The 26,738-nt window shown below is 53.7% G+C and carries 24 protein-coding genes; 14 read left to right on the forward strand and 10 right to left on the reverse strand.

Annotated features, from left to right (window positions below; translation table 11 throughout):
- The first annotated feature begins 96 nt into the window (after positions 1–96).
- Positions 97–420 carry a type II toxin-antitoxin system RelE/ParE family toxin gene (locus tag HGO41_RS09865; RefSeq protein ID WP_014411485.1) on the forward strand — a complete coding sequence of 108 codons (324 nt, stop codon included), beginning with the start codon at positions 97–99 and terminating at the stop codon, positions 418–420.
- Between the two features lie 15 nt (positions 421–435).
- Complete coding sequence (nadS, locus tag HGO41_RS09870; RefSeq protein ID WP_013573547.1) at positions 436–726, forward strand: NadS family protein; 291 nt, start codon at positions 436–438, stop codon at positions 724–726.
- Between the two features lie 54 nt (positions 727–780).
- On the opposite strand, the gene HGO41_RS09875 is transcribed toward nadS, so the two are convergent.
- Positions 781–1,374, reverse strand: coding sequence for a YhgN family NAAT transporter (locus tag HGO41_RS09875; protein ID WP_013573548.1), 594 nt, complete (start codon positions 1,372–1,374; stop codon positions 781–783).
- Positions 1,375–1,584: 210 nt separating this feature from the next.
- Between HGO41_RS09875 and asd the strand changes: the two genes are divergently transcribed.
- The 6 genes from asd (at position 1,585) to glgP (ending at position 12,596) form a co-directional block, all read left to right on the forward strand.
- Positions 1,585–2,688 carry an aspartate-semialdehyde dehydrogenase gene (gene asd / locus HGO41_RS09880; protein WP_250980995.1) on the forward strand — a complete coding sequence of 368 codons (1,104 nt, stop codon included), beginning with the start codon at positions 1,585–1,587 and terminating at the stop codon, positions 2,686–2,688.
- Positions 2,689–3,100: 412 nt separating this feature from the next.
- Complete coding sequence (gene glgB / locus HGO41_RS09885; protein ID WP_013573550.1) at positions 3,101–5,284, forward strand: 1,4-alpha-glucan branching protein GlgB; 2,184 nt, start codon at positions 3,101–3,103, stop codon at positions 5,282–5,284.
- Positions 5,284–7,308, forward strand: coding sequence for a glycogen debranching protein GlgX (glgX, locus tag HGO41_RS09890; RefSeq protein WP_112151943.1), 2,025 nt, complete (start codon positions 5,284–5,286; stop codon positions 7,306–7,308). Before glgB ends, glgX begins: the two co-directional genes overlap by 1 nt.
- Positions 7,309–7,325: 17 nt before the next feature.
- The gene (glgC, locus tag HGO41_RS09895) at positions 7,326–8,603 is read left to right on the forward strand and encodes a glucose-1-phosphate adenylyltransferase (protein ID WP_013573552.1); all 1,278 of its coding nucleotides are present in this window, start codon (positions 7,326–7,328) and stop codon (positions 8,601–8,603) included.
- Between the two features lie 71 nt (positions 8,604–8,674).
- A complete protein-coding gene (gene glgA, locus HGO41_RS09900; RefSeq protein WP_013573553.1) occupies positions 8,675–10,111 on the forward strand; it encodes a glycogen synthase GlgA in 1,437 nt (478 codons plus the stop codon).
- Between the two features lie 37 nt (positions 10,112–10,148).
- Positions 10,149–12,596 (forward strand): glycogen phosphorylase, encoded by a 2,448-nt coding sequence (glgP, locus tag HGO41_RS09905; protein WP_014411488.1) that lies wholly within the window; start codon positions 10,149–10,151, stop codon positions 12,594–12,596.
- Positions 12,597–12,740: 144 nt separating this feature from the next.
- Here the strand turns inward: glgP and glpD are convergent, their stop codons facing one another.
- From glpD to ulaG, 9 genes are all read right to left on the reverse strand, one after another.
- Positions 12,741–14,252, reverse strand: coding sequence for a glycerol-3-phosphate dehydrogenase (glpD, locus tag HGO41_RS09910; RefSeq protein ID WP_131638465.1), 1,512 nt, complete (start codon positions 14,250–14,252; stop codon positions 12,741–12,743).
- A gap of 277 nt (positions 14,253–14,529) precedes the next feature.
- Positions 14,530–15,288, reverse strand: coding sequence for a DeoR/GlpR family transcriptional regulator (locus HGO41_RS09915; protein WP_013573556.1), 759 nt, complete (start codon positions 15,286–15,288; stop codon positions 14,530–14,532).
- A gap of 9 nt (positions 15,289–15,297) precedes the next feature.
- Positions 15,298–16,131, reverse strand: a complete 834-nt coding sequence (gene glpG, locus HGO41_RS09920) for a rhomboid family intramembrane serine protease GlpG (protein ID WP_037033718.1) — start codon at positions 16,129–16,131, stop codon at positions 15,298–15,300.
- Between the two features lie 108 nt (positions 16,132–16,239).
- The gene (locus HGO41_RS09925; RefSeq protein WP_013573558.1) at positions 16,240–17,508 is read right to left on the reverse strand and encodes a type II toxin-antitoxin system HipA family toxin; all 1,269 of its coding nucleotides are present in this window, start codon (positions 17,506–17,508) and stop codon (positions 16,240–16,242) included.
- Positions 17,505–17,993: a helix-turn-helix domain-containing protein gene (locus HGO41_RS09930; RefSeq protein ID WP_013573559.1), complete on the reverse strand. Its 489-nt coding sequence runs from the start codon at positions 17,991–17,993 to the stop codon at positions 17,505–17,507. The genes HGO41_RS09925 and HGO41_RS09930 overlap by 4 nt, the downstream gene beginning before the upstream one ends.
- A gap of 119 nt (positions 17,994–18,112) precedes the next feature.
- On the reverse strand, positions 18,113–19,303 hold the full coding sequence (locus HGO41_RS09935) for a trans-sulfuration enzyme family protein (protein ID WP_013573560.1): 1,191 nt from the start codon (positions 19,301–19,303) through the stop codon (positions 18,113–18,115).
- A gap of 140 nt (positions 19,304–19,443) precedes the next feature.
- Positions 19,444–19,764 (reverse strand): thiosulfate sulfurtransferase GlpE, encoded by a 321-nt coding sequence (gene glpE / locus HGO41_RS09940; RefSeq protein ID WP_037033715.1) that lies wholly within the window; start codon positions 19,762–19,764, stop codon positions 19,444–19,446.
- Positions 19,765–19,848: 84 nt separating this feature from the next.
- The gene (gene ulaR, locus HGO41_RS09945) at positions 19,849–20,604 is read right to left on the reverse strand and encodes an HTH-type transcriptional regulator UlaR (RefSeq protein ID WP_013573562.1); all 756 of its coding nucleotides are present in this window, start codon (positions 20,602–20,604) and stop codon (positions 19,849–19,851) included.
- A 114-nt stretch (positions 20,605–20,718) separates the two neighbouring features.
- The gene (ulaG, locus tag HGO41_RS09950) at positions 20,719–21,783 is read right to left on the reverse strand and encodes an L-ascorbate 6-phosphate lactonase (protein WP_013573563.1); all 1,065 of its coding nucleotides are present in this window, start codon (positions 21,781–21,783) and stop codon (positions 20,719–20,721) included.
- Positions 21,784–22,195: 412 nt separating this feature from the next.
- On the opposite strand from ulaG, the gene HGO41_RS09955 reads away from it, so the two are divergent.
- From HGO41_RS09955 to HGO41_RS09980, 6 genes are all read left to right on the forward strand, one after another.
- Complete coding sequence (locus HGO41_RS09955) at positions 22,196–23,599, forward strand: PTS ascorbate-specific subunit IIBC (protein WP_014411492.1); 1,404 nt, start codon at positions 22,196–22,198, stop codon at positions 23,597–23,599.
- Between the two features lie 70 nt (positions 23,600–23,669).
- Complete coding sequence (ulaB, locus tag HGO41_RS09960; protein WP_013573565.1) at positions 23,670–23,978, forward strand: PTS ascorbate transporter subunit IIB; 309 nt, start codon at positions 23,670–23,672, stop codon at positions 23,976–23,978.
- A gap of 10 nt (positions 23,979–23,988) precedes the next feature.
- Positions 23,989–24,459, forward strand: coding sequence for a PTS ascorbate transporter subunit IIA (gene ulaC, locus HGO41_RS09965; protein WP_112151939.1), 471 nt, complete (start codon positions 23,989–23,991; stop codon positions 24,457–24,459).
- Between the two features lie 25 nt (positions 24,460–24,484).
- Complete coding sequence (locus HGO41_RS09970; RefSeq protein ID WP_013573567.1) at positions 24,485–25,141, forward strand: 3-keto-L-gulonate-6-phosphate decarboxylase UlaD; 657 nt, start codon at positions 24,485–24,487, stop codon at positions 25,139–25,141.
- Between the two features lie 10 nt (positions 25,142–25,151).
- Complete coding sequence (locus tag HGO41_RS09975) at positions 25,152–26,012, forward strand: L-ribulose-5-phosphate 3-epimerase (RefSeq protein ID WP_013573568.1); 861 nt, start codon at positions 25,152–25,154, stop codon at positions 26,010–26,012.
- The gene (locus tag HGO41_RS09980; protein WP_013573569.1) at positions 26,009–26,698 is read left to right on the forward strand and encodes an L-ribulose-5-phosphate 4-epimerase; all 690 of its coding nucleotides are present in this window, start codon (positions 26,009–26,011) and stop codon (positions 26,696–26,698) included. The genes HGO41_RS09975 and HGO41_RS09980 overlap by 4 nt, the downstream gene beginning before the upstream one ends.
- The last annotated feature ends 40 nt before the right edge of the window (positions 26,699–26,738 follow it).

A 26,738-nucleotide genomic window follows, 5' to 3' on the forward strand; every position in this document is an offset into this window, starting at 1 on the left:
GGCTCGCCTTTTTCGTTTCTGACGTGAAAAACCTCGCGTTGAACTCTTACCCTGTGAGAGTATTATTCAGCCATCTTGAGTCATGGAATGAGTCATATGGAATATCTGGAGTTTATCGAAACCCCGACCTTTAGCCGCAAATGCAAAGAGCTGCTGACTGAGGAGGAATATCGCCAGTTTCAGGAATACCTCACCCATTATCCCGACGCAGGGGCTTTGATTGTCGGCACAGGTGGATGCAGAAAAATCCGCTGGGGTCATCAAAGGCGTGGAAAAAGTGCGGGTGTGCGGGCGATTTATTATTACCTGTGCGCTGACGGTCAGATTTTCATGCTGCTGGTTTATCCGAAGAGTGAGAAAGACTCACTGACGGAAAGCGAAAAATTGATTTTGAAAAACATTGTACGAAGTCTGTCGTGACACAGGAGATAGACCATGACGAAAGAATTCTTTGAAGAATTGCGACAATCCGCTGAAGAGATGGTCGCTATCCATAAAGGCGAAATGACACCTGCGCATATCACGCGTGTTGCCATGCCCGAAGTAAAACAAATCCGTACAAAGGCGGGAATTAAGCAGGATGAATTTGCCCGACTGCTCGGTGTATCTCCTTCGCTGGTGCAGGCGTGGGAACAACAAAAGCGTTTGCCGAATGGCGCCGCGCTGAAATTATTGAAAATGCTCGAACTGAATCCGCAAATCATCCAGACGCTTAAAACGATTTAAAACAGATGTAAAAAAGGCGAGCCGCGTGGCTCGCCTTTTTCGTTTTTTCTGCTGCTAAATCTTCAGATACGCCCTGATCCCATCAAGGAACATCTGTGTTGAGAGCATCACCAGAATCAGGCCCATCAGGCGTTCGAGGGCGCTGACGCCTTTGTCGCCGAGCAGGCGCAGGAACAGGTTCGACAGCAGAAGGATCGCCATCGACATGCCCCAGGCGATAAACAGCGCCAGCGTGAGATGACTCATCTGATTCGGATACTGGTGCGAAAGCAGCATCAGCGTGGCGAGAATCGACGGGCCAGCAACCAGCGGGATGGCCATCGGTACGAGGAAGGGTTCTTCACCGGCTGGCAGGCCGCTGCTGCTTTTCTCTTCTGACGGGAAAATCATTTTGATAGCAATCAGGAACAGAATAATACCGCCGGAAATCGACACGGTTTCGGTACGTAAATTCAGGAACGACAGGATTTTTTCCCCGGCGAACAGGAAGATCAGCATCAGGATCAGTGCGATCAGCATTTCGCGGATTAACACGACCCGGCGACGTTTCGGGTCGAGATGTTTTAAAACCGACATAAAAATCGGTAAGTTGCCCAGCGGATCCATAATTAAAAACAGCAAAATGGTTGCTGAAATCATTTCGGTCATGACTACCTCAGAAAAAATGCCTGTTATAAGTTGCGCTGCTATTAAAAGCTGCACTATTGATTAAATTCACTTGCCACTTCTACTACATTTTGTAAGGTGGTAGACCAGCGCGTTAACGGGGCACAGTGCATCAAAACAGGCACTAACTTAGTGCAAACGCGCGTTCAAGCCGTTTTAAGCAGTTATCACCCTCAGGGCAGGACAGATATTATGAAAAATGTAGGTTTCGTTGGCTGGCGCGGGATGGTCGGTTCTGTACTCATGCAACGCATGATTGAAGAACGCGATTTCGACGCTATCCGTCCGGTATTCTTCTCCACCTCTCAGCACGGTCAGGCCGCGCCTTCTTTCACGGGTCAGTCCGGAACCTTGCAGGATGCCTATGATCTGGACGCTCTGAGCGCGCTGGACATTATCATCACCTGTCAGGGCGGCGATTATACCAATGAAATCTATCCTAAGCTGCGTGAAATCGGTTGGTCTGGCTACTGGATTGACGCAGCATCCTCTCTGAGAATGGAAGATGACGCGATAATCATCCTTGACCCGGTGAACAGCGCAGTGATCCATCAGGGCATCGACAAAGGCATTAAAACCTTTGTGGGCGGTAACTGTACCGTCAGCCTGATGCTGATGTCGCTCGGCGGCCTGTTTGCGAATGACCTGATCGAGTGGGCGTCTGTTGCCACGTACCAGGCAGCTTCCGGTGGCGGCGCGCGTCATATGCGTGAACTGCTGACCCAGATGGGTATGCTGCATAGCAGCGTGGCGAAAGAGCTGGAAAACCCGGCGTCCGCCATTCTGGACATCGAACGTAAAGTGACCGCGCTGACCCGCAGCGGTACGTTGCCAACCGATAACTTCGGTGTTCCGCTGGCGGGCGGTCTGATCCCGTGGATCGACAAACAGCTCGATAACGGCCAGACCAAAGAAGAATGGAAAGGTCAGGCGGAAACCAACAAAATTCTCGGCACTTCCAGCATTATTCCGGTGGATGGCTTGTGTGTTCGTATCGGCGCGCTGCGTTGTCACAGCCAGGCTTTCACGCTGAAATTGAAACAAGACGTGTCAATTCCGGAAATCGAACAGATGCTGGCTTCGCATAATGACTGGGTTCGCGTGATCCCAAATGACCGCGAACTGTCGATGCGTGAACTGACGCCAGCGGCTGTCACCGGCACCATGAATACACCGGTCGGCCGTCTGCGTAAACTGAATATGGGCCCGCAATATCTGTCTGCATTCACCGTGGGTGATCAGCTGCTGTGGGGCGCGGCAGAGCCTTTACACCGCATGCTGCGTATTCTTCTCTAACGCGATGCAATATTGAAAACTGCCCCGTTTTCTTTGTAAAGATTTCCCTGCGGGACACCAGCACGGTGTCCCGTTTTTGATTCTGTCATCAATCACTTCACCGTTTATCCGCCTTTTTCCAGCGCAACTCTCTGTATTTCATTTTGCGAAAAATTCATCGGTTTCTTCCCGCTGATTTTTCGAACCTTTGTCTATGCTTAGTAGAAGAGCTATGCCTCTTTGAGAAGCTGAAATAAGCACTTATTTGGAAATTGTGAGCGTAAGCGTCATCGCGCACTTTTTGGCAAAACCGAAACACAGCCGGATCACAAAGCGGCGATAAAAAGGGGAGCACACTGGGATCACGTTTCGTATTGAATACCTGAATGATTTTATTGGATTTATTGATTTAATTAATCATAGGACGAAATACATGTCTGTACTTCCCGATCAGCACGTCATTAACCAAATTATATCTGGCCACTACGCTGATCCTTTTTCTCTTTTGGGTATGCATTCTGTGGCCGCCGGGCTGGAAGTGCGTGCCCTGTTGCCGGATGCGGATCAGGTCTGGGTTATTGATGTAGAAAAAGGTAAACAGGTGGCGGAACTGCGTCGTTACGATGATCGCGGTTTCTTTGTCGGCCTGATCCCGCGGCGTAAAAATGCCTTTCGTTACAAGCTGGAAGTCCGCTGGGGCGAGAATCTGCATGTGATTGACGATCCGTACCGGTTCGGCACATTGTTGCAGGAACTGGATATCTGGTTGCTGGCAGAAGGCACGCACCTGCGGCCATACGAAAAACTCGGCGCACATCTGCAAACGCTGGATGACGTCGAGGGTGTCAGTTTTGCCGTCTGGGCACCGAACGCCACGCGGGTTTCCGTCGTGGGTGAATTCAACTTCTGGGACGGCCGCCGACACCCGATGCGTCAGCGCCGTGAAAATGGTATCTGGGAACTCTTTATTCCCGCCGTCCGCGAAGGTCAACTGTATAAATTCGAAATTATCGACTGCCGCGGGCATGTCAGCCTGCGCGCCGACCCTTATGCTTTTGAGGCGCAGATGCGTCCGGATACTGCCTCGTGCGTGCGTAAATTACCGGATGTTGTGCCGCATTCAGAAAGCCGAAAGAAAGCCAATGCGCTGAATCAGCCGGTTTCCGTGTATGAAGTGCACCTGGGTTCCTGGCGTCGTCATACCGATGATAATTTCTGGCTCAGCTATGGTGAACTGGCCGAGCAATTAGTCTCATATGCCAAATGGATGGGTTTTACGCACATCGAACTGATGCCGGTCAACGAACATCCGTTCGACGGGAGCTGGGGTTATCAGCCGCTTGGCATGTATGCGCCGACCCGTCGTTTCGGCACGCCGATGGAATTCAAAGCCTTTGTTGATGCCGCGCATAACGCCGGGCTGAACGTCATTCTCGACTGGGTGCCGGGACATTTTCCGAGCGACACCTATGGTTTAGCGCAGTTTGACGGCACCGCGCTGTACGAATATGCCGATCCCCGTGAAGGTTATCATCAGGACTGGAACACGCTGATTTATAACTATGGCCGCCATGAAGTGCGTAACTATCTGGCAGGAAATGGTTTTTACTGGATTGAACGGTTTGGCATTGACGGCCTGCGTGTCGATGCGGTGGCTTCCATGATTTACCGCGATTACAGCCGTAAAGCCGGGGAGTGGATCCCGAATTATTACGGTGGCCGCGAAAACCTCGAAGCCATTTCCTTCCTGAAATACACCAACCAGACCATTGGTCGTGAACTCGGCGGTGCGGTGACGCTGGCGGAAGAATCGACCGATTATCCTGGCGTCACCATGCCGCCGGATGCTAACGGGCTGGGTTTCCATTACAAGTGGAATATGGGCTGGATGCACGATTCCCTGACCTATATGCAGCTTGATCCGGTTCACCGCAAATATCATCACAACCTCATGACATTCGGCGTGCTTTACGCTTACAGCGAGAACTTCATATTGCCGCTGTCCCACGATGAAGTGGTACACGGTAAAAAATCTTTACTGGATAAAATGCCCGGCGATGTGTGGCAGAAGTTCGCCAACCTGCGCGCCTACTACGGCTTTATGTGGGCACATCCGGGCAAGAAATTGCTGTTTATGGGCAATGAATTTGCGCAGGGGCGTGAGTGGAATTTTGACGCCAGCCTCGACTGGCATCTGCTTGACGATCCAAGCGGCTGGCACAGCGGTGTACAACATCTGGTACGCGACCTGAACCAGACCTATCAGGCCAATGCGCCGTTGTATGAGCTCGATTACAACCCGCGCGGTTTCGAATGGCTGGTGGTCGACGATCACGAAAACTCGATTTTCGCCTTTGCCCGCCGTGACGAAAATGGCGGTGAAGTGATCGTCATCAGTAACTTTACGCCGGTTCCGCGTGAGCATTATCGCATAGGCATCAGTCAGCCTGGGCGTTATCACGAAATCCTCAATACCGATTCGCATTTCTACCGTGGCAGTAATGTCGGCAACGGTTGCGATATTTACAGTGAAAATATTGGCCATCATCAGCGTGACCATTCGATCAGCGTGACTATTCCGCCGCTGGCGACGGTTTATTTGCGAAGGGAGGCGTAATGAAACAGCTCGGTCCCGGTCTGCCCGCACCTTTTGGTGCGCATCTCAGAGATAGTGGCGTCAATTTTTGCCTGTACTCTGCACATGCGGAAAAAGTGGAACTCTGTCTTTTTGATGAGACCGGCAGCGAGCAACATTTGCCTTTGACCGGGCGCACCGGCCATCTCTGGCATGGGTTTGTGCCGGGGCTGAAAGCCGGACAACGCTACGGCTACCGGGTTTACGGACCGTTCGACCCGAAAAAGGGTCACCGGTTTAACCCGAAGAAAGTGCTGATCGACCCAAGCGCACGTGCGATTGACGGCGTACTGCTCGACAACGCACGGTTCACCGGCGGCACCGATGCGCCCGACGATAAAGACAGCGCCGTGGTTGCGCCGAAATCCGTGGTGGTCGCCGGAAATTTCGACTGGGGTGATGATCAACCGCCCGCGAAACCCTGGGGTGAAACGGTGATTTACGAGGCGCATGTGCGCGGCCTCACTCGCCAGCATCCCCATATTCCGGCAGCCCTTCGCGGCACCTATGCCGGGCTGGCGCATCCGGTGATGCTTGAATATTTGCAGCATCTGGGCGTCACCGCGATAGAACTTTTGCCGGTGCAGCATCATGCCGACGAACCACGCCTGCAACACCTTGGACTGAGTAATTACTGGGGCTACAACGTGCTGGCACCGTGCGCGGTTGAACCGCGTTACGCCAGCGGGCTGGGCGGTGTATCGGCGCTGAATGAATTTAAATCGGCGGTTAAAGCACTGCATCAGGCGGGTATTGAAGTGATCCTCGATGTGGTGTTCAACCACAGCGCTGAGCTGGATATCGACGGGCCGTTTATTTCGTTTCGTGGCATTGATAACGCCAGCGGGTACTGGCTTAACGACGACGGTTCCGACAACAACATGACCGGCTGCGGCAACACGATACGGCTGATGGACGAGGACATGATCGCCTGGACCCTCGATTGCCTGCATTACTGGGTACGTGAATGTCATGTTGACGGCTTCCGTTTTGATTTAGCGACAGTTCTCGGCAGAACGCCGGAATTCACCGCACAATCGCCGTTGTTCCTGGCCATTAAACACGATGACATCCTCTCGAAAATCAAACTGATTGCCGAGCCGTGGGATATCGGGGCCGGGGGCTATCAGCTCGGAAATTTCCCCGCACCCTTTGCCGAATGGAGTGATGTGTGGCGCGACGATATGCGCCAGTTCTGGCTGCATGGCGATCTTTCTCTGGGGCAGTTTGCCGGGCGTTTTGCCGCCTCCGCCGACAAGTTCAATCCCGCGCAGCGTGAGCCTTACGCCTGCATCAACATGCTGACGGCGCACGACGGCTTCACGTTGCGCGATCTCGTCAGTTTTAACCAGAAACATAACCAGGCCAACGGTGAAGAAAATCGCGACGGCCATAACGAAAATTTCAGCCAAAACCACGGTGAAGAAGGGCTTGCGGCGTCTGAAGGCGTATTACAGCAGCGCCGTCTCAGCCAGCGTGCCTTGCTGGCGACGCTCTGTTTGTCACAGGGCACGCCGATGTTGCTGGCCGGTGATGAACTCGGCAACAGCCAGTCGGGCAACAACAATGCCTACTGTCAGGACAATCCGCTGACCTGGCTGGACTGGGAGAACGCCGATGAAAGCCTGACAGCCTATACCTGCGCGCTGATTGCGCTGCGCCGGAAAATTCCGGCACTGACGCAAAACCGCTGGTGGCAGGAAGGCAGCGATGACGTGCAATGGCTGAATCAACAGGGGCAACCGATGAGCCCCGGCGACTGGGAGCAGGGGCCGCAGCAGTGGCTGCAAATCTGCCTGTCACAGCGCTGGTTGGTGATCGTTAATGCCTCACTGCACGAGGTGGATTTGCACCTGCCGCCGGGAAACTGGCAGCCAGTGGCACCGTTCAACAGCGTGCTTTTTGATGAGGAACCCCGGCGTGTCATGGAAGGCTCGCAATGGCGGGCAGCAGCAAAAACCCTCTGTGTCCTACAAGATTTCACTTCACAGAGCCGGTCATTATAAAAACAAAGGAGTCAGATATGGCGACATTAGATAACCGGGACCCGGTCATGCTGGCAAGGCAGTTGCCGCTGAAATCCGTGGCATTAATCCTTGCCGGGGGCCGTGGTTCAAGACTGAAAGATTTAACCGCAACCCGGGCAAAACCCGCCGTTCACTTTGGCGGAAAATTCCGCATCATTGATTTCGCCCTGTCAAATTGCCTGAACTCCGGCATTCGTCGCATCGGCGTGATTACACAATATCAGTCACACACGCTGGTTCAGCATATCCAGCGCGGCTGGTCTTTCCTTAACGAAGAAATGAACGAATTCGTGGATTTACTTCCGGCGCAGCAACGCCACAGCACCGAGCACTGGTACAAAGGTACCGCCGATGCGGTTTATCAGAATCTGGATATCATCCGCCGCTATAACGCCGAGTTTGTGGTGATCCTGGCGGGTGATCATATCTACAAGATGGACTACTCGCGGATGCTGATCGACCACGTGCAGAAGGGCGGTGAATGTACCGTCGCCTGCCTGGAAGTGCCGCGCACCGAGGCCAGTGAATTCGGTGTTATCGGCGTCACTGAGGATTATCACATCACCAGTTTCGTCGAAAAACCCAAAGACCCGCCGCCGATGCCCGGCAATCCCGATATGGCGCTGGCGAGCATGGGCATCTACATTTTTAATGCAGACTATCTGTTTCGCATGCTCGAAGAAGACATGGCGAGTGAAGAGTCGAGCCACGATTTCGGCAAAGACCTGATCCCGAAACTGACCCGTCAGGGCGTTGCCCGCGCGCATCCGTTTGGTCTTTCCTGCGTCACGCAAAACGATGAAGCGCCGCCGTACTGGCGTGATGTCGGCACGCTCGATGCCTACTGGCGCGCTAATCTGGATCTGGCTTCTGTCACGCCGGAGCTGGATATGTACGACCGCGACTGGCCGATCCGTACCCACATGGAGCCGCTTCCGCCCGCCAAATTTGTACAGGATCGCTCAGGCAGCCACGGCATGACCATGAATTCGCTGGTGGCCGGTGGCGTGATTGTTTCCGGTTCGGTGGTGGTGCATTCCGTGCTGTTCCCGCGGGTACGTGTCAACTCTTTCTGCAATATCGATTCGGCCATCATCCTGCCGGATGTGAATGTGGGGCGTTCATGCCGTCTGCGCAAATGCGTCATTGACCGCGCTTGTCAGATCCCTGAAGGCATGGTGATTGGTGAGAATGCCGATGAAGACAGCCGCCGTTTCTACCGTTCGGAAGGTGGCGTGGTGCTGGTGACCCGCGCAATGCTGGCGAAACTATAAACAGACGATAGAAGTACGACTTTTCGTCATCCCGGTGAACGCCGGGATGACCGGGATAATCAGGAGCGCGAATGCAGGTTTTACATGTTTGTTCTGAGCTGTTTCCGCTGTTAAAAACGGGCGGCCTTGCGGATGTCGCCGGTGCATTACCCGCCGCTCAGATTGCGGAAGGCGCGGATGTCCGCGTGCTCATTCCGGCTTTCCCTGACGTCAAAAAAGGACTGGGGGAAACACAGGTGATTGGCACGCTGGCAACTTTTGCCGGGCATGTCACCCTTTCACTGGGTTACTTTGATGGCGTGGGTATTTATCTGATTGATGTGCCGGGATTGTATGACCGTCCCGGCAGCCCGTATCACGATCAATCGTCGTTTGCCTATCCGGATAACCATCTGCGCTTTGCGTTGCTGAGCTGGATGGCCTGCGAACTGGCACTGAATTTCGATCCACACTGGCAACCCGATATCGTCCACTCTCATGACTGGCACGCCGGTCTATGTTCCGCGTATATCCGCGCCCGTAATGCGCCGGTGCGGACGGTTTTCACCGTACATAATCTGGCGTTTCAGGGATTGTTTGGCGCGCATCATCTCGATGAGCTGTATATCCCGCGCGAGTTCTTTCAGATGCACGGGCTGGAATTCTACGGCCAGATATCTTTCCTGAAAGCCGGTCTGTTCTATTCCGACCACGTGACCACCGTCAGCCCAACGTACGCGAAAGAAATCACCCGTCCGGAATTTGGCTATGGCATGGAATCGCTGCTGCTGGAACGTGAAATGCAAGGGCGGCTGACGGGGATCCTTAACGGCGTCGATGACGCTATCTGGCAGCCGCGTGATGACGTGCTGCTGTCAGCGCGTTACGACGCGGAGGATTTACGCTCGAAAGCGGTCAATAAAGCCTATCTGCAACGGGCGATGGGGCTGGATGTGGATGATTCGCGGCTGGTATTTGCTGTTGTCAGTCGCCTGACCAGCCAGAAAGGGCTGGATCTGGTGCTGGAAGCCTTGCCGGATTTACTCGAACGCGGCGGTCAGCTGGCGCTGCTGGGCGCGGGTGACGCGGTGCTGCAACAGGCATTTCTGGCAGCCGCGGCGGACAACCCTGGCCAGGTCGGCGTGCAGCTCGGCTATCACGAAGCGTTTTCCCATCGCATTATCGGCGGGGCGGATGTCATTATGGTGCCGAGCCGTTTTGAGCCTTGCGGATTAACCCAATTATATGGCCTCAAATACGGTACGTTGCCGCTGGTGCGCCGCACCGGCGGGCTGGCCGACACGGTGGTCGATTGTGCACTGGAAAATCTGGCCGACGGAACAGCCAGTGGTTTTGTCTTTGAAGAAGCAACGGGGAAATCGCTGGGAAATGCGATCCGCCGGGCATTTGTTTTGTGGAGCCGACCGAAACACTGGCGACACGTCCAACAACACGCCATGGGTATTGATTTTGGCTGGAAGGTGGCTGCGCAGGAATATATCACCCTGTATAACCGCCTGCTGTCCTGACCCTGAACGTAGCTAACTTGATCGGGAATGTAACGCTATGACTTCACCGTTTAATTACAACTCACCGACAGTCAGTGTCGAAGCGCTTAAGCATTCTATTGCCTATAAACTGATGTTTATCATCGGCAAGGATCCGTCTATTGCGACACAACACGACTGGCTGAACGCCACATTGTTTGCGGTGCGCGATCGCATGGTGGAACGCTGGTTGCGTTCTAACCGGGCGCAAACCTCACAGGACGTCCGGCAGGTTTATTACCTGTCGATGGAGTTTCTGATTGGACGGACGCTTTCCAATGCGTTGCTGGCGATGGGTATTTACGACGACCTGAAAAGCGCGCTTGATGAAATGGGCTTTGATCTCGAAGAACTGATCGGTGAAGAAAATGACCCTGGTTTAGGCAACGGCGGTCTCGGACGACTGGCGGCCTGTTTCCTTGATTCGCTGGCGACGCTGGCGCTGCCGGGGCGCGGTTACGGCATCCGGTATGAATACGGTATGTTTGCGCAAAGCATCATCAACGGTGAGCAAAAAGAAGCGCCGGATTACTGGCTGGAATACGGTAACCCGTGGGAATTCCAGCGTTACAATACCCGTTATAAAGTGCGTTTCGGCGGACGGGTGCAGCATGAAGGCATCAAAACCCGCTGGCTGGAAACCGAGGAGGTCATCGCCTGCGCCTATGATCAGGTCATTCCCGGCTACGACACCGACGCGACCAACACGCTGCGCTTGTGGGGCGCGCAGGCCAGTAACGAAATCAATCTGGGGAAATTTAATCAGGGCGATTACTTCGCGGCGGTGGAAGATAAAAACCATTCTGAGAACGTGTCCCGCGTGTTGTATCCCGATGACTCAACTTATTCTGGCCGCGAGCTGCGGTTGCGTCAGGAATATTTTCTGGTGTCGGCGACCGTGCAGGATATTCTCAACCGGCATTACACCACGCACCATACTTACGACAATCTGGCCGATAAAATCGCCATCCACCTCAACGACACGCACCCGGTATTGTCGATCCCTGAGCTGATGCGCCTGTTAATCGACGAGCATAAATTCGAGTGGCAAGCCGCGTGGCAAACCGTATGCAGCGTGTTCTCTTACACCAACCACACGCTGATGAGCGAAGCGCTGGAAACCTGGCCGGTAGACATGATCGGCAAAATCCTGCCGCGTCATCTGGAGATTATTTTCCAGATTAACGATCACTTCCTGAAAGAAGTGGCGGAAAAGATCCCCAATGATAATGGCCTGCTGTCGCGTGTCTCGATTATCGATGAAGGCAATGGCCGCAAAGTGCGGATGGCATGGCTTGCGGTGATCGCCAGCCACAAAGTTAACGGTGTGTCTGAGCTGCATTCCGAGCTGATGGTGCAGTCGTTGTTTGCTGATTTCGCCCGTATTTATCCGGACCGTTTCTGTAATAAAACCAACGGCGTGACGCCGCGCCGCTGGCTGGCACTGGCCAACAAACCGCTGTCAGCGGTAATTGACGATGCCATCGGCCAGACCTGGCGTTCTGATCTCAGCCAGCTGGCGGAACTGAAACAGAATCTGGATTACCTGAGCTTCCTGCAGGCAATCCGCAAGGCCAAGCTGGACAACAAAAAACGGCTGGCGCTGTATATCGCCCAGAAGCTGAATATTGTGGTGGATCCGAAAAGCCTGTTCGACGTGCAGATTAAGCGTATCCACGAATATAAACGTCAGCTAATGAATGTGCTGCACGTCATCACCCGTTATAACCGCATTCTCGAAGAGCCAGATGCCGAATGGGTGCCACGCACAGTGATTTTCGCCGGCAAAGCGGCCTCGGCGTATTATGCGGCGAAGCAGATCATCCGGCTGATCAACGATGTGGCGGCGGTGATCAACAACGATCCGCGTATTGGCAACAAGCTGAAGATCGTTTTCATTCCGAACTACAGTGTCAGCCTGGCGCAACTGATCATTCCGGCGGCAGATCTTTCCGAGCAAATCTCTCTGGCCGGTACCGAAGCCTCCGGCACCAGTAACATGAAATTTGCTCTCAATGGCGCGCTGACTATCGGTACGCTTGACGGTGCCAACGTCGAAATGCTCGAACACGTGGGCGAGGAGAATATCTTTATCTTTGGCAATACCACGCCGCAGGTCGAGGAATTACGCCGCAAAGGCTACAACCCGCATACTTACTTCGAGCAGGACGCCGAGCTGCATCAGGTGCTGACGCAAATCGCCACCGGGGTCTTCAGCCCAGGCGAGCCGAAGCGCTACACCAACCTGTTCGATACGCTGGTCAATCTCGGCGATCACTATCAGGTGCTGGCGGATTACCGCAGTTATGTCGATACGCAGGATAAAGTCGATGAGCTGTATAAACTGCCGGAAGAATGGACGCGCCGCACGCTGCATAACATCGCCAACATGGGCTATTTCTCCTCGGACCGTACCATTCAGGAATACGCCGATGAGATCTGGAACATTAAGCCGGTGAAGTTGTAGAGGAGTCGCTCCCTCCCCTGCGAAGGGGAGGGTTGGGGTGGGGTATTAAGGTCAAAAACAAGATGTTAAGTGTGCATAAGCACTTGTTTTGTCTGTTAAACCCCCTCCCGGCCTCCCCCTTCGCAGGGGGAGGAGCTAACTAAATCAAGACGCCAGCGACAGATGTTTCTTCTGCTGTTTGTGCGTTTCCAGCCACTCGGTGACGCGTTGTTGCTGGGTTTTATCCAGCCACATACCGAGTTTGGTACGACGCCAGATGGCATCATCAAGCTGTGAAACCCACTCTTTTTCCACCAGATAACGCAGTTCAGCTTCGTAGAATCCGTGACCGAAATCTTCGCCCAGCGATTCAAGGCTGGTCGCGTCATTCAGGAATAACTCCGTCTGGCTGCCGTACGTACGCGCATAACGGCGTGCCAGTGATTCCGGTAACCATTTGAAGCGGGAACGCAGATTGGCGCTGTAGGTATCACGGTCTCCGTTCAGTTTCCCGCCAGGCAGCACGGCAGTTTTGGTCCACGCCGGGCCGGCTTTCGGATAGTACTTCACCAGTTTTTCCAGCGCATGTTCCGCCAGCTTACGGTAGGTGGTCAGCTTGCCGCCGAATACAGAAAGCAGCGGCGCTTTGCCATCCTGATCGTGAACGTCGAGCGTGTAATCGCGGGTCACCGCCTGTGGTGAATCTGATTCGTCATCGCACAGCGGGCGCACGCCGGAATAAGTCCAGACGATGTCTTCGGTGGTCAGCTGTTTCTTAAAGTGGTCGTTATACACTTTCAGCAGATAACCGATTTCTTTATCATCGATTTTCACGTCTTTCGGATCGCCGTGATATTCCACGTCGGTGGTGCCGATGATGGAGAATTCATCCATCCACGGGATCACGAAAACAATGCGATGATCTTCGTTTTGCAGAATGTAGGCCTGCGGCTGATTGTGTGCACGGGGCACCACAATATGGCTGCCTTTGATCAGACGGATGCCGTATGGCGATTTCAGCTTCAGGCCGTCGTCGAAGAAATGTTTTACCCACGGACCGGTAGCGTTCACCAGACCTTTGGCGCGCCAGGTGAAGGTTTTGCCGGTGTCGATATCTTCGGCTTCCACCATCCACATGCCGTCCTCACGCCATGCGCGGGTCACGCGGGTGCGGGTACGAACTTCGCCGCCACGTTCTTCCACTTCCTGTGCATTGACGACCACTAAACGCGCATCGTCGACCCAGCAATCCGAGTATTCAAAACCTTTGGTCAGTTCTGGTTTCAGCACGGACTCGCTGCCGAATTTCAGACCTTTACTGGCCGGCAGGCTGGTGCGTTTGCCCAGATGGTCGTACAGGAACAAACCGGCGCGGATCATCCAGGCCGGGCGCAAATGCGGCTGATGCGGTAAACGGAAACGCATCGGGAAAGCAATATGCGGTGCCATTTTCAACAGCACTTCACGTTCAGCCAGCGCTTCGCTGACCAGACGGAATTCGTAATGTTCCAGATAGCGCAGGCCACCGTGGATCAGTTTAGAACTGGCCGAAGAGGTCGCGCAGGCCAAGTCTTGCGCTTCAAGCAGCAGAACAGACAGCCCGCGGCCAGCTGCGTCGACTGCGATGCCGGTACCATTAATACCGCCACCAATTACGATCAAGTCTTTGGTTTCCACGTCATCTTCCTCCAGATGTTCGCAATAGCTCTTTTATGTTCGTTTTCGCTCACGATTGTAATCGAGAATCGACAAACAAGCCAAGAGTTAACCAAATAAAAACAATTATGCGTGATGAAGGTAACATTTTTGTGTCGGTTTCGAGCAAAATAGCAAGGAGGGGACGAAACCGAACGCTGCTACGCGTGGAATTTTTCGAAATTGTTCGTTTTGCCGGGCAGGGCGGAGGGAGGAAAAGCAGGAGCGCCAGCCGCAGCGCTCCTTAAATGCAGGCAAATCAGCACAGTTCGAGATGCACGTCGTACTTGTCGATGATTTGCTTCACGCTGTCCGGCGGCTGTTTATCAGTGAACAGATAATGAATCAGATCCATTTTGCCAAGGTTGACCATCGCGTTTCGGCCAAATTTGGAGTGGTCCGTCACCAGCATCACGCAGCGGGAGTTTTCGATAATCGCGCGTTTGGTACGGGCTTCGTGATAGTCGAATTCGAGCAGCGAACCGTCCATATCGATGCCGCTGATGCCGAGAATGCCGTAATCAAGGCGGAACTGAGAGATGAAATCGAGCGTTGCCTCGCCCATGATGCCGCCGTCGCGGGCGCGCACTTCACCGCCTGCGAGGAACAAACGAAAATCCTCTTTGGCTGTCAGCAGCGTCGCGACGTTCAGGTTGTTGGTCACGATGCGCAGATTTTTATGGTTAAGCAGCGCATGCGCCACGGCTTCCGGCGTGGTGCCGATATCAATAAACAGCGTTGAACCGTCAGGGATCTGGCTGGCGACTCGTTCGGCGATACGCGCTTTCGCTTCCGACCACATCACTTTACGGTCGTTGTATGCCGCATTCACCGAGCTGGACGGCAAGGCTGCCCCACCATGGTGACGGTGAATTTTATTCTGTTCCGCCAGATCATTCAGATCACGGCGGATAGTTTGCGGGCTGACTGCAAAATGCTCCACCAGCTCTTCGGTGCTGACATACCCCTGCTGGCGGACTAAATCGATAATCGCATCATGGCGTTGTGTTTGTTTCACCCGAATCCCCTACTTATTTTTTTTGTTGCGCGGAGTGCGCGTGTCAACAAATGCCATGACCAGGCCGAGACCCAGACCAAACGCATGCGCGGCATTCGACACGGCCGCGCCGCCCGTAGCATAGCCAATGAACATAAAAATCAGCGAAATGACCAGTAATCCGCCGGGCACATACAGACGACTTTCCGGTTTCAGCTGGCCGGTCAGCCAGGCGTAACCCATCAGCGCGTACACCACACCGGATAATCCGCCGAACCACGAACCGCTGACCATCGACTGGCCCCAGCCGCTGATCAGGGCCGAAATGAGTGTCACGGTGAACAGTTTGCCGCTGCCCAGATGCATCTCAATCTGGCTGGCGAGATACCACCACCATGCCAGATTAATCAGCAAGGCAATAAAGGAGAAATTCATCAGAGCCGGGGTGAACCAGCGCCATAACTGGAAAACGCGCGAACTGTCCGGCCAGGCGAGCCAGCTCATCACCAGTTCGTCGCCGACCATCTGTTGCAGGATAAACACCGCCAGACTCAGCACAATCATGCCTATCGTCAGCGGCCCGGCGCGGCTGCGCAGGGTTTTCAGGAAGGGCGTGTGCGACATCTTTAAATGTGGCTGTGCCTTGCCGGTTTTCCAGCTTGCTTCCTGATAGCGTGGATGCAGGGGATCGCGCACAAACAGCGCCACCTGCTTCTCGGCCTCTTCCAGACGGGATTCATCTTCCAGCCAGAGCTGCACTTCCTGACTTTCGTGTTTCATCGTCAGCGTAAAACCCTGGGTTGCCATGTAATCGACAAAAGCCTGAGCCAGGCGGGGGTTGTTCAGGTTAAGAATGCGCACCATAGCGTTTAGCGGTTTCCCTAATTGTTTGACTGCGGTAATTCATTGTTATGTAGACAGGCGATAATGGTATCGCCTGATTATCTGTCAGCAGGCTTCTGGTTAACAGGGTCATGCTAACCTAAATGCTGATGACATCGCATTTTGCTCGCGTACAGAGAGGCCAATTTTGCTGGCAATCGTTGGCCACTGTCTGACGATTTGCTGGCAGCGACGGATGATATCCAGCGCATCGCTGTTTGAAATCCTAAACACCGGCGCGACAGAAAGCGCTAAATCGAGATCCATCGCATTATCGGATTCGCTGATATTCAGTTTTAATCCTGTGCTTTGCGCCACCGGATTCATGTCATAGGCGGGTGAAAGACGCCATCCTTTTCCCGGTTCCAGTAGAAAACCGTGATTGCGCAGATGATCGTCGGTATTGGATACCAGCAAATTGAACACGATACGCGACCAGAGTTCGCGTAAATCCTGATTTGGCTGCGCGCCCTGATTAATAATTACCGCCGCCAGCTCAAGGTAGCTGATACCTGAAGAGGCGTCGTCGCCATCCTGATGGCCGGTCAGCGTCATCGCCGAGGCAAAGTGTTTACGCTGACCCTCTGTCGTCCGGTCAAAACGCTTCACTAAAAAACAATGATGAGGATTGGCGTAGCGGCGGGCAAGGCTTTCAGGCACATTCAGACCACAGGCTTTTGCCAGCGTATTGACGACCAGCTCCCATGCACCGATATCATATTCGTCATTAATGCTGGGAAATTTTGCTATCCACAGATGACCATCTGGTGCGCTGACGCTGGCTTTTGGGCGGGCGCCGCCAAGCGATCCGCCTGGTGCAATCAGTAAACGTAACCATTCATCTCCTGCGGCATCCTGATTTTCACGGTCCTTTTCCAGCGCCCGGCTGGCGGCTTCGAGTTCACGAATTTGAATGAAAGGAGGAGCAGCGACATCATGACGGTCATCCAGAAAATTGCCTTCATCATTGAGCCGAAACCGCAGCGCGCCGATACGAAAACTGTCATGCACGCCCAGCAGGTAATCAGATTCATAAAGACGCTGGCTTGCAGAGGCCACACCTGCCCGTTTTTCACGTTCCAGCCGTCTTTTCATCAACAACCGTCCCCAGCGATCCGGACTGGTATCCGCAAAGGCACCAAAAATATCCTGCCTTTGTGCCGGATATTGGGGGCCAGTGAATAACCCTATTCGTGGATCAAGCTGAAGATGGGCAAAATCAGGATGTTCCAGCGCAGCCTGATCATATTCAAAGGCAAAAATTTCGCGACCTGCAGCCTGATGCACATTGAGATAACCGATGCGCAAAGGCGATGGGAGGGGCGCCCAGTCGGCATACACGGCAATCCTTACCGTCATTTCTTCGTCCTTTTATGGGTTTTTTTACCGGTATTTTCACCACCTTGAAGCAGTGACGCTAATGAACCCGCACTTAAAAAATCATCCTTAGCCCAGTCACTTTCTGTATCCGGTTCATCTTGTTTTAAAAGAGTATTATCTGAGGACACAGAGGAAGGCGTCCGTTTTGAACGGGAGTTGCGTGAGGTGGGTTTACGGGGAATTAATGTAGCGTCCTGCAACTGGCGGCCGAACGGATCATCTTTGAGCAACAAATTGAGATCTTGTTCTACGCCCAGAACCTGCATTACCGCCAGACAGGCACCGAGAGTGACGCCTGTGTTGCCGCGTTCAAGATTGCGCAATGTCATGGGAACCATACCTGCCCGTTCTGCGACCTGTGCTGCCGTCAGTTTGCGGCGCAACCTCGCCAGACGAAGACGATCGCCAAACTCAGTTAATAGCGATTCAGTTGCCGGAAGCAAGGGCGATGTTTTTCGGGGCATGGTAGCAGCCAATTTGAAGTGTAAACTGAAAGTATTATGGCGATATATGCTCTATATCGCCATAATAATTACACTTTAGCATGCAGGAGATGTGATGCTGAGCGTGATTTCAGATCTGCTTAAAGCCCTTCCAGCGCCTGTTGCAGATCAGCAATCAGGTCTTCGGTATCTTCGATACCGATGCTGATGCGCACCAGTCCGTCGGTGATACCGCTCTGGCGGCGAACTTCCGGCGCGACGGCGCTGTGCGTTGTCGATGCCGGATGGCAGGCCAGCGAATCGGTGTCGCCGAGCGATACCGCCTGCGTGATGATGCTCAGCTTATCGAGGAACGTCCGTGCGGCGTTGAGGCCGCCTTTCAGCTCAATGGCCATAATCCCGCCAAACAGTTTCATTTGTTTTGAGGCGGTGGCATGTCCCGGATGCTGCTTCAGCCCCGGATAGAACACGGTGTCTACCGCGCTGTGGCCGTCGAGGAATTCCGCCACCGCCTGTGCGCTCAGCGAACTGGCTTCGACGCGCAGCGGCAGAGTTTTCAGGCCGCGGATCAGCAAACTGGCTTCGAACGGGCTCAGGTTGCCGCCGAACTGCTTCAGACTCAGGGTGCGGATTGGCGTGATTAATGCCGCCGAACCGGCCACTACGCCACCGGTCGCATCGCCGTGGCCGCTGATGTATTTGGTCGCGGAATGCAGAACGATATCAATTCCCAGTTCCAGCGGGCGCGTCAGGTACGGTGTGGCAAAGGTATTATCCGCCACACTGACTGCACCGGCGGCTTTCGACAGACGGGCGACTTCAGCCAGATCGGCGATATCCAGTCCCGGGTTAGCCGGGGTTTCCACCAGCACCACTTTGGTGTTTTTTGTGAATGCCGCTTCCAGTTCGCTCACATGGGTAACGTGAACCGGTTTTATGCCATAACGTGGCAGCAGGTTACGCACCACGCCTTCAGTGCCGCCATACAGCGTGCCGATATGAATGATTTCATCGCCGGGAACCAGCAGGGCAAACAACGTGGCGCTGATCGCTGCCATGCCACTTGCGCAGGCAACGGCGGTTTCTGCGCCTTCAAGCGCCGCCAGTTTCTGTTCAAAAACGGCCACCGTCGGATTGGCGAAACGGCTGTAAATATAACCCGGTTCTTCACCACTGAAACGGCGTGCGCCGCTGTCAAAATCCGGGTATGAAAATGCCGATGCGGCGGTGATAGGTGTCGCAATCGCGCCGGTCAGGGCATCGGGCTGCTGTCCGCCATGAACAGCGAGCGTACGCATCCCTAAAGAACGTGAAGTGTTCAGTTTTTTCATCTTGGAATCCTGTCGATAGTAGGCGGAAATTATATCAACACTGGAGAAAGGTAGCTTTTTCAGCTTAAGAACATTTTCGGCGCAAACTCATTAGCCTGGTTATAAAGACTATAGCGTGCGCCGGCGTCAATAAAGAGGGGTCAGGCTTCAATATCTTGCGGGAAGGTTTGCGACCAGGCTTCGAAACCGCCGTCAACGCTGTAGACCGATTCGAAACCCTGAGAAATCAGAAATTGCGCGGCACCGCGGCTGCTGATGCCGTGATAGCACATCACCAGTACCGGTGTTTTGGCATCGGCCTGCTGGATAAACGCAGGCAGGCTGTCGTTGCTCAGGTGATAAGCGCCAGGTGCATGTGCTGCGCCGAAGCTTTGCGGGTCACGAATATCGACCATCACGGCTTCGCCTGAGGTCAGGCGGGAATGTGCTTGTTCAACGCTGATTGCTTCAAATTGTTCCATTCTGGTCTTGCCTCATAAAAGGTTATGCCGCCATTCTACCCAATAATTGCACAACTAAGACCAGACGAAATACAGGGATAAAGGCTAAACCAGGATCACCTGCACGCCTTTCTGACGTAATTGCCCGATGATTTCATCATTCGCTTCTTTGCCGGTGATCAGCACATCGATTTGTTCGGTGCGGCTGAACAGCATGCCCGCGCGCTGGCCGATTTTGCTGCTGTCGACCAGTACCGCCAAATTCCCAACATAATTCAACATCTTCTGCTCGGCCATCGCGGTCAGCATATCGGTTTTGTACAGGCCATCGGCGGTCAGCCCCGCGCCGCTGGTGAACATCCAGTGCCCGGCATACAGGCTGGCATCGCCGTCTTGTGGTGCCAGCGTAATTGACTGACTTTTATTGTACTGACCGCCCATGATCACCACGCTGTCGTGCTCCTGTTCAATCAGATAATTGGCCAGCGGCAGATAATTGGTAATGACCTGAATGTCTTTTCCGCACATTTCACGGCCGAGCAGAAACGCCGTCGAACCGCAGTTTATCACCACGCTTTCACCCGGCTGGCACAGTTCGGATGCCGCTTTGGCGATGCGCATTTTCTCGTTGAGATTGTGCGTCTGATGGATATTCAGCGGTGTCCAGTTCTGGCGTGGCTGATTCACGGCTTCAGCGCCATTGCGCACTTTCCGCAGTTTGCCCAGTTCGTTGAGCTTGGTGATGTCACGACGCGCCGTAGCGGGTGAAATATCAAACTGATCAATCACATCAGCGACGGAAATCTGCCCCTGACGTTGCAGCAGATCGAGAATAGCGTTGTGGCGTTGTGGCTCAGTCATGGTGGCTCCGCAGGTAAATAGGTGATTACCGCGTGATTATAAACGAGCAGTAATGGCAATTACATGGTTTATAAAAAAGCGGAGTTTGCTGCCTCCGCCTGTTCATAACATACTTTATAAGAAAGACTTGAATGGCAGATCAGTCTCGGTAGTAAAGCAGTCGTCAAAGCCACGCGGATAATGATATTCGAAATTATCCTTATCATCCGGATACGTGAATTTACCGCCGACCTGCCAGATAAACGGCTTGAAGCCGTATTTCAGGCGATCTTTTTTCATCTCCCACAGCACGCGGATTTCCTGCGGATCGGCCTGGAAATTCGACCAGATATCATGGTGGAACGGAATAACGACTTTGGTGTTGAGGGATTCCGCCATGCGCAGCATATCGACGCTGGTCATTTTGTCGGTCACACCACGCGGGTTTTCGCCATAAGAGCCGAGCGCCACGTCTATCTGATATTCGTTACCGTGTTTGGCGTAGTAGTTGGAATAGTGCGAATCGCCGCTGTGATACAGGTTACCGCCCGGCGTTTTGAACAAATAATTCACCGCGCGCTGATCCATCATATCCGGCAATACCCCTGCGGCTTTCTGGTCTGCGGGCAGGGTGATCAGCACCGTGCGGTCGAAAGAATCCAGTGCGTGAATTTCCACGTCTTTGATCCTCACCACTTTGCCCGGCGTCATCACGATGCAACGACTGGCGGGCACGCCCCAGCTCATCCACAAATCCACACAGGTTTGCGGGCCGATAAAGGGCACGTCAGCAGCACAGTTTTGCATGACCGCGGCGGCCACGTTCACATCGATATGATCGTTATGATCGTGGGTGGATAACACCGCGTCGATCTCCCTGATCGCAAAGGGATCGAGCACAAACGGTGTGGTGCGCAGATTCGGCTGGAGCTTCTTTACACCGGCCATGCGCTGCATCTGGTGGCCGGTTTTCATCAGCGGGCTGCTGTGATTTTGCTTGCCGACGCCACACCAGAAATCGACACAAATATTCGCGCCGCCCTCAGACTTCAGCCAGATCCCCGTACAGCCCAGCCACCACATGGCAAAGGTGCCCGGCGCGACCTTTTCCTGCTCGATCTCTTCGTTTAACCAGGTGCCCCATTCCGGGAAAGTGCTGAGGATCCAGGATTCGCGGCTGATTGTTTCTACTTTGCTCATAGTATTCCCTCATCTGAGTTGGCTTTGAAATAGAGTCACAATAAATCATTTAGTGATTACATGTGATTTGTTTGTGAGAAGTTATCATCGAAAATTCATAATGACAATGATTATAAACGAGCGATTTTTAGCATTAAGCAGGGGGTGACAAAGGAGGACGGGAGGATTTCAGGCGGTTTTCACATGCCTTTTTTTGTAGTATATGGCTGATATTTATCATAAAAACAGAGTGATTTAGTTTGTTAGCTCATTCTGCCGATGACGATATCTTGCGAGACTGCTCACAAATAATCATTGCGAATCTTTATTTGATTCGATGTGAGCATTAGAGTGCGTTTGTTCCTCACTTTTTAGCGCAGCGGTTATGTTCAAGTGCGTTGAAGAGATCAAACAAGGTCAGACGGAGAGTCTTATGGAATTCCTCTACACCATCTTCACCGTATTTTTTAATCAGGTAATGACTAACGCACCGTTGCTGCTGGGTATTGTGACCATGCTCGGTTACATCCTGCTCAGGAAGAGCGCGACGGTGATTATCAAGGGCACCATCAAAACCATTATCGGCTTTATGTTACTGCAGGCGGGGTCCGGCATTCTGACCGGTACCTTCAAACCGGTGGTGGCAAAACTTTCAGAAGTGTATGGCATTAACGGTGCAATATCAGATACCTATGCCTCAATGATGGCCACGGTGGAGCGCATGGGCGAGGCCTATAGCTGGGTCGGTTACGCGGTGCTGATCGCCCTGGCGCTGAATATCCTGATGGTGGTATTTCGCCGCATTACCGGCATTCGCACCATCATGCTGACCGGCCATATCATGTTCCAGCAGGCGGGGCTGATTGCGGTGTTCTTCTTCATCATGGGCTATCCGATGTGGACCACCATCTGGTCAACCGCAATTCTGGTATCCCTGTACTGGGGCATTACCTCGAACATGATGTACAAACCGACGCAGGCCGTGACCGAAAACAGCGGCTTCTCGATTGGTCACCAGCAGCAATTTGCCTCGTGGATCGCTTATAAAATCGCGCCGTATCTCGGCAAGAAAGAAGACAGTGTTGAAGATCTCAAACTGCCGGGCTGGCTGAATATTTTCCATGACAATATCGTGTCTACCGCCATCGTGATGACCGTGTTCTTCGGCATCATTCTGTGTTCCTTCGGCCTCGACACCCTGCAGCAAATGGCCGGAAAAACCCACTGGACGATTTACATCCTGCAAACCGGTCTGATGTTTGCAGTGGCGATTTTCATCATTATTCAGGGCGTGCGTATGTTCGTTGCTGAACTGACCGAAGCCTTTAACGGCATCTCCCAACGCCTGATCCCGGGTGCCGTGCTGGCCATCGACTGCGCGGCTATTTACAGCTTTGCGCCGAACGCCGTGGTCTGGGGCTTTATGTGGGGCACCATCGGCCAGCTGATTGCTGTCGCCATTCTGTTTGGCATGGGCTCTTCCATCATGATCATCCCCGGCTTTATCCCGATGTTCTTCTCTAACGCCACCATCGGCGTGTTTGCCAATCACTTCGGCGGCTGGCGCGCGGCGCTGAAAATCTGTCTGGTAATGGGGATGATCGAAATCTTCGGCTGCGTCTGGGCCATCAAACTCACCGGCCTGAGCGCCTGGATGGGCATGGCAGACTGGTCGATTCTGGCACCGCCAATGATGCAGGGCTTCTTCAGCATCGGTATGGCCTTTATGGGCGTCATTGCGGTGATTGTGCTGCTCTACATGTTCTTCGCGGGTCGCGCATTGCGGGCCGAAGAAGATGCTGAAAAACAGGCGCTTAATCAGTCCGTTTCTCACTAATGACTGTTCACTAATGACTGTTCACTAATGACTTCTCACAAATAACTTCTCACCAAACAAAGAGGTTCCCATGACAGTACGAATTCTGGCGGTATGCGGTTGCGGGCAAGGCAGTTCGATGATCATGAAGATGAAAATCGGCCAGTTTCTGACGCAGGAAGGCGTGGATCACACCATGAATAGCTGCGCGGTGGGGGAATACAAATCCGAGCTGAGCGGGGCTGACATTATTGTCGCCTCCACGCACGTGGCGGATGAAATCACCGTCAGCGGCAACAAATACGTGGTCGGCGTGCGCAACATGCTGTCGGCGGCGGACTTCGGTCCGAAAGTGATGGAAGTGATTAACGCGCACTTTTCCGCAGACCTGAAAAAGTAAGGAGCGATGTATGAAACTGCGAGATTCGCTGGCTGAAAACAACTCGATTCGCCTCAACGCAGAAGCAGAAACCTGGCAGGGCGCAGTGAAAATTGGCGTCGATATGCTGGTAGAAGCCGGAGTGGTAGAGCCGCGTTATTACCAGGCGATTCTGGACGGCGTCGAACGTTTCGGGCCGTATTTCGTGATCGCGCCCGGGCTTGCCATGCCGCATGGCCGTCCGGAAGAAGGTGTGCTGAAAACCGGTTTTGCGCTGGTGACGCTGAAAAAACCGCTGGTGTTCAATCATGAAGATAACGATCCGGTGGATATCCTCATCACGCTGGCGGCGGTGGATGCCAATGCGCATCAGGAAATCGGCATCATGCAGGTGGTGAACCTGTTTGATGATGAAGCCAATTTTGACCGCCTGCGTGCCTGCACCACGGCGCAACAGGTGCTGGATCTGATCGACCTGACCTCCGCCACGGCGGTTCACTAATTCGTTAGCAGAGAAGGAATATATTATGTCTCATTCATTACCGATGTTGCAGGTGGCGCTGGATAACCAGTCGATGGACGACGCTTACAAAACCACGCGTCTGATCGCCAGCGAAGTCGACATTATCGAAGTCGGCACTATTTTGTGTGTCGCAGAAGGTGTGCGCGCGGTGCGTGACCTTAAGGCGCTGTATCCGGAAAAAATTGTGCTGGCCGATGCCAAAATCGCCGATGCCGGAAAAATCCTCTCGCGCATGTGTTTCGAAGCCCATGCTGACTGGGTGACGGTGATTTGCTGTGCCGACATCAACACCACCAAAGGTGCGCTGGAAGTGGCGAAAGAATTTAACGGCGACGTGCAGATTGAGCTGACCGGTTACTGGACGTGGGAACAGGCGCAGGAATGGCACGACGCAGGCATCGGGCAGGTGGTTTATCACCGCAGCCGCGACGCGCAGGCCGCCGGGGTGGCGTGGAGCGATGCCGATATCTCGGCGATTAAACGCCTTTCCGCCATGGGTTTTAAAGTGACCATTACCGGCGGACTGGCGCTGGAAGATTTGCCGCTATTTAAAGACATTCCGGTGCACGTCTTTATCGCCGGACGTAGTATCCGCGACGCCAAAGATCCGGTTGACGCAGCACGTCAGTTCAAAAAATCCATTCGCCAGCTCTGGGGCTAAGGAACACCGAATGATGCATAAAGCCGTTCCACTCGGTATCTATGAAAAAGCCCTGCCTGCGGGCGAAGACTGGCTGATGCGCCTGACACTGGCGAAAGAGCTGGGCTTCGATTTCGTTGAAATGTCGGTGGATGAAACCGACAACCGGCTGGCGCGGCTGGACTGGTCACGCGAGCAACGTTTGCGGGTAGTTGATGCAATATCGCGCACCGGCATCCGCATTCCGTCCATGTGCCTGAGCGCGCACCGGCGGTTCCCGCTTGGTGCAGAAGATGATGAAACCCGCAATCAGGGTCTGGAAATCATGCGCAAGGCCATCGTGCTGGCGCAGGATCTCGGCATTCGCGTGATCCAGCTTGCCGGTTATGACGTGTATTACCAGCAGGCCAATGAAAATACCCGCGAGCGTTTTCGCGATGGCTTGCAGGAGTCCGTCGAAATGGCCAGTCGTGCGCAGGTCACGCTGGCGATGGAAATCATGGATTACCCGCTGATGAATTCGATCAGCAAAGCGCTGGGTTACAGTCATTACCTGAACAATCCGTGGTTCCAGCTTTATCCGGATATCGGCAATTTATCGGCATGGGATAACGACGTGCAGATGGAACTGGCAAGCGGCGCAGGGCATATCGTCGCTGTGCATGTTAAAGACACACAGCCCGGCGTATTCAAAAACGTCCCCTTTGGCAACGGCGTGGTGGAGTTCGAGCGTTGCTTTGCCACGCTGCAAAAAAGCGGTTATCGCGGGCCGTACCTGATCGAAATGTGGAGCGAAACCGCCGCCGATCCGATGCAGGAAGTGCGCAACGCCCGCGCCTGGGTGGTCGATAAAATGCAGAAAGCCGGGCTTAACATGGAGGAAACCCGATGACGGATGCACTGAAACAACGCGTATTTGAAGCCAACATGGCGCTGCCCGCTTTTGGTCTGGTGACCTTCACGTGGGGGAATGTCAGCGGTATTGATCGCGAGCGCGGTATTGTTGTGATCAAACCGAGCGGCGTGGAATACGAGAAAATGCAGGTCAGCGATATGGTCGTGCTGAACCTGCAAGGCGACGTCGTGGAAGGGCATTACAAACCCTCTTCAGATACCGCCACGCATCTCGAACTTTACGCCCGTTTCCCGCAGCTTGGTGGCATCGTGCATACCCATTCGACCTATGCGACCTCATGGGCGCAGGCCGGCGTCGCCATCCCGCCACTCGGCACCACACACGCGGATTATTTTGCCGGTGCCATTCCCTGCACCCGGCCTTTATCGCGTCAGGAAGTCAGCGGAGAGTACGAACTGGAAACCGGCAAAGTTATCGCCGCGTCGCTGACCGGCATCGATCCGCTGCATATGCCGGGTATTCTGGTCGCCCAGCATGGCCCGTTCTGCTGGGGAATCACGCCGGAACAGGCGGTACACAACGCGGTGGTGCTGGAAGAAGTCGCGAAAATGGCGTGGATCACCGGTTCAATCCGGCGTGACCAAACCCCGATGGACGATTATTTGCTGCACAAGCACTTCAGCCGCAAGCACGGGCCGGATGCGTATTACGGGCAGAAATAATAGCTATTGAGATGCCATTAAAACCCCTCCCCTGCGAAGG

The sequence above is a fragment of the Rahnella sp. CG8 genome, assembly GCF_023701875.1.
Lineage (GTDB): Bacteria > Pseudomonadota > Gammaproteobacteria > Enterobacterales > Enterobacteriaceae > Rahnella > Rahnella aceris.